Here is a 12,136-nt window from a genome sequence, read left to right on the forward strand (position 1 = left end):
ATCGCTAAAATATTGCCATGACGGCTCATCGGATTGCGATCCTGGCCCTGGACGGGGTCATGCCCCTTGATCTGGCGATCCCCGCGCAGATCTTCGCCACCCGGCCGGAGACCCCGTACGAGACGACCGTGTGCACCTCCGCCCCGACGGTGCACACCACCGGAGGCTTCACGGTGCACGCCGAGGGGGGCCTCGGGGCGGTACGTGCCGCCGACACCGTGATCGTGCCGGGAACCCAGCCACCCCGCCGGCCGCCGGAAGTCGTACTCGCCGCACTGGCCGAGGCGCACGAGCGGGGCAAGCGGATGGTGTCGATCTGCACGGGCGCCTTCGCGCTGGCCGCGGCCGGCGTGCTGGACGGTCTGCACGCCACCACCCACTGGCAGTACATCGATGACTTCGCACGCGACTTCCCGGCAGTGTCGGTGGATCGCGACGTGCTCTACGTCGACGAGGGAAACGTCCTGACCTCGGCCGGGGTGTGCTGCGGCATCGACCTGTGCCTGCACATCGTGCGCCGCGACCTCGGAGCGGTGGTCGCCAACCGGATCGCTCGCGGCCTGGTCGCCGCCCCGCACCGGGAAGGCGGACAAGCTCAGTACGTGCCCGCCCCCGTCGCGGTGGCCGGCGACGCGTCGCTGTCCGGCACTCGCGAATGGGCACTGCAGCGCCTCAGCGAGCCGGTCACCCTGCGCCAACTCGCCCGGCACGCAGGTATCTCACAGCGCACCCTCATGCGCCGTTTCACCGAGGAGACCGGCACGACCCCCTTGCAGTGGTTGCTCCACGCCCGTCTCGGCCGGGCACGAGAACTCCTGGAGACCACTGATCACCCGGTGGACCGCGTCGCACGGGACTGCGGACTCGGCACAGCCGCCAACCTGCGACTGCACTTCCGACGCGTCCTGGACACCACCCCCACCGCCTACCGGCGCACCTTCGGGAGCTGAAGCCGGTACGACAGACGCACGTCCGCCACAGCCCCCGCCGGGCAGCCCGGCCCACCAGACCCGGCTACCTGCCCATGCCGTTGACGATTACCTCTCGCTTCCCTCGTGCGCACTGCTCCAGCCGTCCAGCGAACCCCACAGGTCGGACGGCAAAGCCGTGTGGGATTACTAGGACAGCCCGGCCAGCCGCAGTACGGCGTCCAGACCGCGCAGCGAGCCGGGGGCGGCACCCGCGGGGAGCACATACGCCCGCAGGCCCGCGCCGACCGCGCCGCCGTCCTTGGCGGGATGGTCGCCCACCATCAGCGTCTCCGACGGGCCCGCCCCCAACTCGCGGCAGGCGTGGTGGAACAGCAGCGGGTCGGGCTTCTCCGTGCCGTGTTCATAGGAGTGCACCCAGGCCGAGAAGTACCCGTCCAGACCATGGTGGGCAAAGGTGGCCCGCAGATCCCAGCCGACATCGCTCACCACCCCGAGGGCCAGGCCGGCGTGGGTGAGGCGGGTCAGGGTGGTGCCGGTGTCCGCATAGGGCACCCACTGCTCGGGGGCCTGCAGTTGTTCATAGAGCGCCCCGGCGCAGGGAGCGAGCTCGGGGACCGAGGCGTACCAGGTGGTGAAGGCATGCCGGTGGGCCCGGGAGGAGACGTCGCGCGCCCGCTGGGCCCGGATGACGTGGGGGTCGGACAGCCCCGCCTCCAGCCCGCTGAGCATGCGGTCCATCGTCGCGTCGTCCACCGGCCGTCCCAGGGCCGACCGGATCCTGTCCGCATACGTTCCCATCTGGAAGAGCGTGCCGGAGAAGTCGAAGAGCACGGCGCGCACGGCGGCCGGGGCCGCGTCGTGCGGGGCGGCTGGTGCGGTGCGGACGGGGCCTTCGGGACCGCAGACAGGGAGGAGACTCATGCGCTCTTCCTACCGCAGGTGAGCCGAGCCGGGGCCGGAGTTGTGGTGAGGGGCGGGGCCGGTACAGCCGGCACAGCCGGGGGAGCGGGCGATGGCGGAGGGAAGCGTGCGGGGCAGCGGCCGGTGCACCCCGACACCCTCCGTGGACGGCGGATACGCACGGTGACGCACGCCGGGCACCAGGCGCTCGGGCGCCCCGGGGCACGTACCGCCCGGTCGCCCTCGGCCTCGCCCCGCCGCCTTACCCGCCCCGCCCTGAGGCAACTCGCCGCCCCCGATCCCGCGGAGGTAATCTGAATCGACTGCTCCCGCAGCCCCGTCCCGGGGAGGTCGTATGGCCGTCGCTGTGAGCCTCCGCCCGAGCAAGGCGGACGCACTCCGCTACACCCCCATCGCCGAGCACGGTCTGATCGGGGACATGCGTACGGCCGCGCTCGTCGGCACCAACGGCACCATCGACTGGTACTGCTGCACACGCTTCGACGCACCCAGCGTCTTCGCGTCGATCCTGGACGCCGACCGGGGCGGTGCCTTCGAGCTGGCCCCGGACGTCCCCGCCCGGACGAAGCAGTTCTACTTTCCCGACACCAACATCCTGATCACCCGGTTCTTCGCGGACCACGGTGTCGGCGAGGTCCAGGACTTCATGCCGATCGTCGACGACTCACGCGAGGCGGACCGCCACCGGCTGATCCGGCGGGTGCTCTGCGTACGGGGGGCGCTGCCCTTCACCGTCCGCGTGGCGCCGCGCTTCGACTACGGGCGCAGCACGCACACGGTGACCATGCGGCAGGGCCAGACCGTGTTCGCCTCCCCGGGCCTCTCCCTGGCGCTGACTTCCAGTGTTCCGGTCGAGGTCGACGGGCCGGACGCCGTCTCGTCGTTCATGCTGGGCGAGGGGGAGTCCGCGGTCTTCGCGCTCGACCGGATCGGCGACGGGGTGGAGCCGCGCGCCTGTCCGCTGGCGGAGGCGGAGGACCTGTTCGGTGCCACGGTGCGGTATTGGCGCACCTGGCTGTCGCACTCGCGCTACCGGGGGCGCTGGCGGGAGATGGTGCACCGCTCCGCGCTCACCCTCAAGCTCCTCACCTACGCCCCGACCGGCGCGATCGTGGCCGCGCCCACGACCAGCCTGCCCGAACGGGTCGGTGGCGAGCGCAACTGGGACTACCGCTATGCGTGGGTGCGGGACTCCGCGTTCTGCATCTACGCACTGCTCAGACTGGGCTTCACCGACGAGGCCAAGGCCTTCGTGCGCTTCCTGTCCGAGAACCTCTGTCTCCACGACGGCCCCCAGGGACCGCTGCAGATCATGTACGGCATCGACGGCCGCAGCGAACTCCCCGAGGAAGAACTCCGCCACCTGGAGGGGCACTTGGGATCCTCGCCCGTCCGGGCCGGCAACGACGCCGTCAACCAGCTCCAACTGGACATCTACGGGGCGCTCATCGACTCCCTCTACCTCTACGACAAATGGGGGGAGCCGCTGTCCAGCGATCACTGGGCCACGGTCGGCACCCTCGTCGACTGGGTCTGCGAGCACTGGGACCAGCCGGACGAGGGCATATGGGAGACCCGCGGCAAGGCCCAGCGCTTCCTGTACTCGCAGCTGATGTGCTGGGTGGCGATCGAGCGCGCGATGCGGATCGCCACCCACCGGGGTCTGCCGGCGGACATGCCCCGTTGGGCGCGGGCCCGCGATGCGATCTACCGGCGGATCATGGAGTGCGGCTGGTCCGACCGGCGGAAGGCGTTCGTCCAGCACGAGGGCGACGACGTCCTCGACGCGTCCGTCCTGATGATGCCGCTGGCCAAGTTCATCTCGCCCACCGACCCGAAATGGCTCTCCACCCTGGACGCGCTGGGCGAGGAGCTGGTGTCCGACTCCCTGGTCTACCGCTATGACCCGCTCCGCAGCCCGGACGGACTGCACGGCGAGGAGGGCACCTTCTCCATCTGCTCGTTCTGGTACGTCGAGGCGCTGTCGCGGGCCGGCCGGGTGGACGAGGCCCGGCTCGCCTTCGAGAAGATGCTCACCTACGGCAATCACCTCGGGCTGTACGCCGAGGAGATCGGCCACACCGGCGAGCAGATCGGCAACTTCCCCCAGGCCTTCACCCATCTCGGCCTCATCAGCGCCGCATTCAACCTGGACCGGGCCTTGGGCTGACGGGTTCCTGCGACCCGCCCGCGCGCCCGCTTCCCCGCGGCCGCGGGGCGGCGCACCGAGCTTGCCGTTCTGACTCGTCCGCCCCGCTTCCCTCGACATGTGCTGAACGCGTGAGCGGGATCGAGGAAAGAGCTCGGGGGTGGGAGGAAACATCGATAACTAGCGTGAACCGACAGATATGTGAGGGTTGGTCAGGACCAAGTTTCGGCATTCCCGGCAGAAGTCTTGACGCACCGTTCACACCTGATGAACATGCATCGGGCAAGAGAGCGCTCCCATGAACATCACTCGTTCACTTCCTGAATCAGGAGAGCTGCTATGCCCACACCCCCCACGCCCTCCACGGACGACACGGCCTCCCGTACGCCCAGGCCCTCACGCCGTGGAGTGCTCGCCGCGATGGCGGCCGCGCTTCCGGCCGTCGGGCTTCCGGTGCTGTCCTCCCGGGCGGCCGCGGCGCCGGCCGCCGCCGCGCTGCCGGGCGGTGGCGACCTCGGACCCAACGTGCTGGTCTTTGACCCCGCCACGCCCGGCATCCAGGGCACGCTCGACGAGATCTTCCGCCGGCAGGAGAAGGCCCAGTTCGGAGACGGGAGGTACCAACTCCTGTTCAAGCCGGGCACCTACAACGGTCTGAACGCCCAACTCGGCTTCTACACCTCCATCGCGGGCCTGGGGCTCTCGCCCGACGACACCGCCATCAACGGTGATGTGACCGTCGACGCCGGCTGGTTCGACGGCAATGCGACACAGAACTTCTGGCGCTCGGCCGAGAACCTCGCGCTCCGTCCCGTCAACGGCACCAACCGGTGGGCCGTGGCCCAGGCGGCACCGTTCCGGCGGATGCACGTCAAGGGCGGGCTCAACCTGGCGCCCGACGGCTACGGCTGGGCCAGCGGCGGCTACCTCGCCGACAGCCGCATCGACGGCACGGTGGGCCCCTACTCCCAGCAGCAGTGGTACACCCGGGACAGCTCGGTGGGCGGCTGGAACAACGCCGTCTGGAACATGGTGTTCTCGGGGGTCGAGGGCGCCCCCGGGCAGAGCTTCCCCAACCCGCCGTACACCACCCTCGACACCACACCGGTCTCCCGCGAAAAGCCCTTCCTGTATCTCGACGGGGCCGAGTACCGGGTCTTCCTGCCCGAGAAGCGCACGAACGCGCGCGGCATCACCTGGGGCAACGGCACACCGCGCGGCGAGTCCCTGCCGCTCGGCGAGTTCTATGTGGCCAAGCCGGGCGTCGACGCGGCGACCCTCAACGCCGCGCTGGCGCAGGGGCTCCACCTGCTGCTCACGCCCGGGGTCTACCACCTCGACCGGGCGATCGAGGTGCGGCGCGCGCACACGGTGGTCCTGGGGCTGGGCTATGCGACCCTCGTTCCGGACAACGGGGCGACGGCCCTGAAGGTCGCCGACGTCGACGGAGTGCGGCTCGCCGGGTTCCTGATCGACGCCGGCCCGGTCAACTCCGCCACGCTGCTGGAGGTCGGCCCCGAGGGCGCCTCCGCGGACCACGCCGAGCACCCGACCACGGTCCAGGACGTGTTCATCCGGATCGGCGGGGCGGGCGTCGGCAAGGCGACCACCAGCATGGTGATCAACAGCAACCACACCATCGTCGATCACACCTGGGTCTGGCGCGCCGACCACGGCGACGGCGTGGGCTGGGACCTCAACCGGGCCGACTACGGGGTCCGCGTCAACGGTGACGACGTCCTGGCGACCGGGCTCTTCGTCGAGCACTTCAACAAGTACGACGTGGAGTGGCGCGGCGAGCGGGGACGCACCGTCTTCTTCCAGAACGAGAAGGCGTACGACGCACCCGATCAGGCCGCGGTGCAGAACGGCAGCACCAAGGGGTACGCCGCGTACAAGGTCGCGGACGGGGTGACCACGCACGAGGGGTGGGGCCTGGGCAGCTACTGCTTCTACAACGTGGATCCCACCATCCGCCAGGACCACGGGTTCGAGGCCCCGGACGAGCCGGGGGTGAAGTTCCACGATCTGCTCGTGGTCTCCCTGGGCGGCAAGGGCCAGTACGAGCACGTGATCAACGGTGTCGGCGCCGCGACCTCGGGGACCTCCACGGTGCCGTCGACGGTGGTGTCGTATCCGTGAGCCGCGGGCCCCGGTCCCGGTCCGTGCACTCCGCGGGCCGACCGGCCGCACCAGGTCGAACCGAGCCGAACCCATGACCTCCGGATCCCGTGGACGGCCCTGATCCCGGCCACCCCTGGGACGGCACACGCCTCGGCACGGCACCGGCCGGCGGTGCCGTGCCAGGGGGCCGTGACGGGCGGGCCGCCCGCGCGGCCTACCGTAGGGCGGCGCATCTGTTGAGCCTGGAGAGTCATGACCATCGAAGAATCCGCCTTCCGAGGGCGGATGCCTGCCCGGACCGGTGACCTGGCGGTCGAGCGGCACGGCATCGAGCCGGTGCCCGAGAACAACCGCTATGGCAAATCCGCCCGCCTTTTCACCGTGTGGTTCGCCCCCAACCTCACCATGACGGGGGTGTTCTCCGGCACCGTGGGCATCTCCCTGGGGCTGGACTTCTGGACGGCGCTCACGGCCATGGTGCTCGGCACGATCGTCGGCGCGGTGCCCGCCGCGTACCTCGGCACCTGGGGAAGCCAGACCGGGACGGGCCAGCTGCCGCTGTCGCGGCTGGCCTTCGGCCGCGGTGTGGCGCTGCCCGGCATCATGCAGTGGCTCTCCTCCGTCGCCTGGGACGCGCTCATCGGCCTCTTCGGCGGTGAGGCACTGGCCCAGCTGCTCGGCTGGCCGTTCTGGCCGGGCGCGCTGGTGGTCCTGCTGCTCCAGGGAGCCGTCGGCGTCTTCGGCTACGAGGCGCTGCACCAGCTCCAACGGGTGATGACCTTTGTGCTGGGCGCCGCCTTCCTGGTCCTGAGCGTCAAGCTGCTGGACGGGGTGCCGCTTCCCGCATCGGGGTCGGCGCATGGTGCCGACCGGCTCGGGGCCTTCGTCCTGACCAGCACCATCGCGCTCAGCCTGGCCATCTCGTGGGCCCCGTACGCCTCGGACTTCAGCCGTTATCTGCCCCGTACGACGTCCCGGCCCCGGATGTTCTGGTACTCCGTGCTCGGCATGGTGCTCTCGTTCGGCTGGGTCCAGGCGCTCGGGCTGTGGGGAGCCGGGCTGTTCACCGATCAGACCGCCGCGGGGGTGCACGGCCTGCTGGGCGGCGGGGTCCTCGGCGCCTGCGGCCTGCTCGCCATCGCGGCCGCCGCGGTGTGCAGCAACGCCATGAACGACTACAGCGGCTCCCTGGCGCTCCAGACGGCCGGCATCCGGGTGCCGCGGCCGCTCGCCGCGGCGGCAGCGGCCGTACTCGGCTTCCTGCTGGTGCTGTGGATGCACGCCGCGGACACCACGACGCGCTTCCAGAACCTGCTGTTGTTCGTGGGCTACTGGATCCCCGGTTTCGTGGGCATCGTGCTCGTCGACGCGCGACTGCGCGCCAGGGCCCGCCGCGGCGCGCCGATCGACGTCGTGGCCGAGTTCGCCCGCCCCCAGCCGTGGTGGCCGGCGTGCCTCGCGTTCGTCGTCGCGTTCGCCGCGGCCGTGCCCTTCATGGACACGAGCCTGTTCGTCGGCCCGGTCGCGGCCGCGCTGCACGGTGCCGATCTCGCGTACTACGTCGCGTTCGTGGTTTCCATAGCGGTCTATGCCCCTTTGCGGCTCATGCTGAGTGCGCGTGCGGAACGCCGGGCGGAGCCGGCCGCGGCCGCGCCGGTCGCGGGCGGGTAGCCGGGCTCAGGGGACGGGCGGTGCGGATCGACACGGGTCACGCCGCGCGGCGCCGGGCCACGCCGGCAGTACGGGCGGCGAACGGGCGGCACCGGGCGCGGTGCCGCCCGTCGCCGTGCCGTCATCGGGTTCCTCCGCCGCTTCGGGTACGGCGGCTGGGCCGGGGGATGTAGTCCCCGGGCGCGCCAGGTCATGCCGTAGGAGGGTTTGCCGGTCCGTTCGTGTCGGGCCTGGCGGAGGGCGGCTTCATCGCCGGTGTCAAGGGCACACGTAGCTCTCGAAAGCTTGCGGGGTGCGGCGGTCCGGTGCCCGCCCGGGTGCTTCCGGTGCCGGGGCCACGAGTCCCACCGGCCCGGTTCGCTGCGCACGGAGGATTCCGGCGGACGACGCGAACGCACACGGACGTACCCGGACGCCCCTCCCGCCGGACGCGAAGGGAGAGCCGATGACCACGACGCACGGCACGACGCCGGCTCGGGGCTCCGCGGGGCGGGCCTGGGGGAGAGCGCTGCTCGGCGGCGCGGTGATGGCGTGTGCACTGGGGGCCGGGAACGCGCTGGGGGAAGCCCTCGCCCGCATGCTCGGCGCCGACGGCTATGCGCGGCAGCTGCTGCCCGCCGTCCTGGTGAGCGCGCTGGCCGTCCCCGCCGTACTGGGCTTACGGGCCGTGCGGTCGACGAGGCGGCTTCCGCTGGGGCTCGGGCCCCGGTCGGCGGCGCCGCTCGGCTTCCTCCGTGGCATGGCCGTCACCGCCTCCTGCGCCGCAGCCGTTCTCGGCGCGGGCACGGCACTCGGGTGGGTCCGCTGGTCCGGCCTGGACCCGGCCGACCTTGCCACGTTCCTGGTGAGCAACGCCCTGGTGGCCGTGCTGCTGGAGGCGCTGCCCGAGGAGGCGACGCTGCGGGGCTACGCCTGGGTCTCCTTGCGCGACCGGCTCGGCGGCGTGGTCTCCGCGCTGGGGACGACGGCGGTCTTCCTGCTGGTGCCCGCGGCATCCACGGTGGTGCAGGCCGGGGTGTCCCGTCTGGTGGGCGTGGCGCCCGTGCCGATGGGACTCAGTCCCGCGGGACAGGACCCGATCGCCTATCTGGTGCTGCTCACGGTCTTCGGTCTCACGCTGGTGGCCGCACGGACGGCGCCGGGAGCCGCGCCGCTGTGGACGGCGATCGGCACCCATGTGGCCTTCCTGAGTGTCAATCGCGTCGTGTTCGAGGGCGTGCAACGCGATGCGGGCTGGTCGGCGAAGGTCGCCCCGGCCCATGCCGCGGTCCTCGAACTGGGGTATCTGGCGGCCACGGCGCTGGTCTTCGTCATGGCACGGCTGGCATCGTCCCTGGTGAGGGCGCGGGCGCGGCGGCTCAGGGCCGGGCATCCGTCGGCGGCGACCGCACACAGCGTGGGCGACTGGACCAGGGTCGGTCCACTGCTCGTCCCGGCCGAGCGGGAAGGGCGGTCGTCCTCGGACATCGAGCGGACGCGGTCGTCCTCGGGCGTCGAGCAGCTCCGTGCGGCGGGGGCCGGGCGGGAGTGGCTGTCGTATGACCGAGGTGCGCGGGTATTCCGGCGTAGCGGAGTTTAACGGCTATGGGTTAATTGTCCGTTTTTATCGGTGTGGAGTGAAAGTGATCGGCCGGGTGGCGGGCCGGTCCGGCCCGGGAGTCGGCGCGGGGCGGCGAGGGGCCGGCGGGCAGCACCGGAATCCCTTCCGCCCTTGCCGTGCAACGCCGTGAAGGGGTCGACTCTTACCCATCGGATCGAGAAGCAAACAGCCGTAATTTCCGATTGTCCGCGGTGGATTCGGGCACGCGATTGTCTGGAGGACGATGACGGTGGTTCCGCATCTGCCGGTACCCGTTTCTCGCGCTGATCCTTTCGGCGCGGATGCGCAGGGCAGGCCTTATGGGCATGGCGGTGACCGCGCTCGCCGTCCGGCTGCCGAGGCGGCGTGAGGTGTTCCGCATCACGCCGCTTGCCCTTGTCCGCTAAGGGCGGGCGCGGGGTCGGCCATTCCACCGTCGTGGCGAAACAAAACATTTCGTCCGACCTCGGAGAATTGTGGTTGATAGCCCGGGAAGAGGGCACGCTTTCCGGCCTGAAGGCAAGTCCACGCGATTGAGGTGAGCTTTATCATGAGCACCGCCGAGGCTCCGCGCACCCTTACGGCGTCGCCGGTGCTGGAGCTTCAACTGGACTGTCGATCCGAAGCTGTCGGGCCCGCACGGCACCTTGCCACCGCCTTTCTGGAGCAACTGGAACCCGCCGTGGAGAAGGACGCCAAGGAGGCGGTGATCCTGGTGGTCTCCGAACTGGTGACCAATGCGGTGCGGCACGCGGGCGGCACGGTCTGCGCCCTGCGCCTGAGGGCCGGCCCGGAGTCGGTGGTGGTCGACGTGCACGACTCCAGCTCCGCCCTTCCCCGCCCCCGTACCCCTGACGTCACCGGTGAGGGCGGCGGTTTTGGCTGGTCGATGGTCTGCCGCATTGCGAGCGTCGTGAAGGTGAACCGGGAATCGGCCGGTAAAACCGTGACCGCGATCATTCCCCGTCTGGGGCGCGGTTCTTCTTGACCGGCCGGGCCGTGGCGGGTGAGCCACGGCCGAGCGCAAGCGGTCCGCCGCGCCGGAGCACCGGGTCGACCGACCGGCCCCGGATGACGCGAGGAATATCTCCCCTGCCGGACCGCCCGATTACCCCGGGGTGGGAGTACGTCACCTTTCGGTGAACCTTCGTCGATCTCCCGCCGTCTGAATTCCCGGACGGCGGAACCGAATTCACCGCGCCGACGCGCGAACGGCCCTACGCGGCCCGCACCGGCCCCGCACATCATCCGGAAAACCGTCCTCGCCGCAACGGGTCTTCCGCACGGAGAGCGCGATTGCGTGATCTCTTGTCCAAGGGACGCAGGCGTCGTTCCCGTCATCAGGCGCGGGGCACCCGTCGCGAAACCTCACCCCTCCGGTCGGTGGAGGGCCGCGGATCAGGCGGTGGCGTCCGGCCAGGGAACCTGCGTCGCGGTGGGGGCCGTGTAGTCGATGCCCGGTACCGCGAAACCGTAGAGGCGCTGGACCTCGGCGTGGAACCAGTCGAGATCGGCGAGGCGGGTGATGGTCTCGGTGGTGGCGGACTCCCACCGTTCGGTGACGGCGGCCTGGACGGCGCTGTTGAGCTCCCAGCCGTCGAGCCGGACCCGGCCGTCCTCGTCGGTCTCCAGCGGGCGGACGCCGGTCAGCTGGTCCCACAGGTCGGCCAGCTGGGCGATCGGCGGCACCATCCCCTCGCCGAGTGCTCCGCGCAGCAGACCGACGTACAGGGCGATGCCGGGGATGGCGGTGGAGGACTGGGTGACCGCGGCACCGTTGACGGAGGTCACCGCGCGGCCGCCGACCAGCTTGCCCAGGCGCTCGTCGAGCGTGCGGGCGGTCGCTTCGAGATGGGTCTTGGCGGCGCCGATGGTGCCCTGCCGGTAGATACCGTCCGTCAGCGGGGAACCGATGTACGACAGGGCCGCCGTGCTGAATCCGTCGGCGAGCAGACCGCGGTCGGCGAGATGGTCGACCCACCGTTCCCAGTCCGCGCCGCCCATCACCGCCACGGTCTGCTCGATGTCGTCGCCCTCGGCCGGTGCGGTCTCCACCTCCTTGACCTCCGGCGTCCCGTCACCGTCGAAGACGAGGGTCTTGGTGCGGTACGCCTCGCCGATGGGCTTGAGGGCCGAGGCGTAGACGGCGCCGGTCTCCGGGTCGGTGCGCCGTGGTGCGGCAACCGAGTAGATCAGGTGGTCCAGACGGCCGAAGCGCTGCCGGAGGACGTCGGCGACCTGGTCCTTCATCGCGTCGGAGAACGCATCGCCGTTGAGGAACACCATCTCGTGGCCGTGCCGGCGGGCGAGTTCGGCGGTCGCGGCGGTCCGGTACCAGCCGGCGGTGGCCGTGCGCCGCTCGGTAGGGGCCTTCTCGAAGCAGACGCCGATGCCGCGGATGCCCGCCCGGGCGAGGCCGGCGATCGTCGCGGCCAGCCCGTAGCCCGCCGAGGAGCCGACGATCAGCGCCACCGGAGCGTCATTCGGGACGCGGGCGGGTCCGGGGGCGGCCTGCCACATCTCCTGCACCAGGCGCTCGCAGCCGGCCGGGTGGGAGTCGAGGAAGAGGAAGCCACGGCTGCGCGGGCTGATGACTCGTTCGCTCATGACGTACGTCCTTCGGATCGTCGAGTTCGTCGAGGTGGAGAAGCGGCCGTCACCGGAGTACCTGCCGCCCTGCCAGTCTGCGCCGTCGTACCTCCCCATGATCGTCTTGGCGGACACAGTATTGGCGGGATGGTTTTGGAGGGTTCTCCTCAG

General features: G+C 70.9%; 8 protein-coding genes. 6 read left to right on the forward strand and 2 right to left on the reverse strand.

Going from position 1 to position 12,136, the window contains the following annotated elements; genetic code table 11:
- The first annotated feature begins 17 nt into the window (after positions 1 to 17).
- Entirely contained in the window at positions 18 to 950 is a 933-nt protein-coding gene (locus AB0411_RS16310) for a GlxA family transcriptional regulator (RefSeq protein ID WP_366417950.1), read from the forward strand.
- A gap of 168 nt (positions 951 to 1,118) precedes the next feature.
- Here the strand turns inward: AB0411_RS16310 and AB0411_RS16315 are convergent, their stop codons facing one another.
- A complete protein-coding gene (locus AB0411_RS16315; RefSeq protein WP_366417951.1) occupies positions 1,119 to 1,853 on the reverse strand; it encodes an HAD family hydrolase in 735 nt (244 codons plus the stop codon).
- A gap of 334 nt (positions 1,854 to 2,187) precedes the next feature.
- Here AB0411_RS16315 and AB0411_RS16320 point away from each other — a divergent pair, with 334 nt between their 5' ends.
- From AB0411_RS16320 to AB0411_RS16340, 5 genes are all read left to right on the forward strand, one after another.
- A complete protein-coding gene (locus AB0411_RS16320; RefSeq protein ID WP_366417952.1) occupies positions 2,188 to 4,023 on the forward strand; it encodes a glycoside hydrolase family 15 protein in 1,836 nt (611 codons plus the stop codon).
- Positions 4,024 to 4,341: 318 nt separating this feature from the next.
- Entirely contained in the window at positions 4,342 to 6,144 is a 1,803-nt protein-coding gene (locus AB0411_RS16325; protein ID WP_366417953.1) for a coagulation factor 5/8 type domain-containing protein, read from the forward strand.
- 234 nt (positions 6,145 to 6,378) lie between these two features.
- A complete protein-coding gene (locus tag AB0411_RS16330) occupies positions 6,379 to 7,797 on the forward strand; it encodes a purine-cytosine permease family protein (protein ID WP_366417954.1) in 1,419 nt (472 codons plus the stop codon).
- 445 nt (positions 7,798 to 8,242) lie between these two features.
- Entirely contained in the window at positions 8,243 to 9,376 is a 1,134-nt protein-coding gene (locus tag AB0411_RS16335; protein ID WP_366417955.1) for a CPBP family glutamic-type intramembrane protease, read from the forward strand.
- Positions 9,377 to 9,926: 550 nt separating this feature from the next.
- Complete coding sequence (locus AB0411_RS16340) at positions 9,927 to 10,364, forward strand: ATP-binding protein (RefSeq protein WP_366417956.1); 438 nt, start codon at positions 9,927 to 9,929, stop codon at positions 10,362 to 10,364.
- Between the two features lie 410 nt (positions 10,365 to 10,774).
- Here AB0411_RS16340 and fabV read toward each other — a convergent pair whose 3' ends face one another.
- The gene (fabV, locus tag AB0411_RS16345) at positions 10,775 to 11,983 is read right to left on the reverse strand and encodes an enoyl-[acyl-carrier-protein] reductase FabV (protein WP_366417957.1); all 1,209 of its coding nucleotides are present in this window, start codon (positions 11,981 to 11,983) and stop codon (positions 10,775 to 10,777) included.
- Positions 11,984 to 12,136 lie beyond the last annotated feature (153 nt).

It is taken from the genome of Streptomyces angustmyceticus (assembly GCF_040701845.1).
In the GTDB taxonomy this organism is placed as follows: domain Bacteria; phylum Actinomycetota; class Actinomycetes; order Streptomycetales; family Streptomycetaceae; genus Streptomyces; species Streptomyces angustmyceticus_A.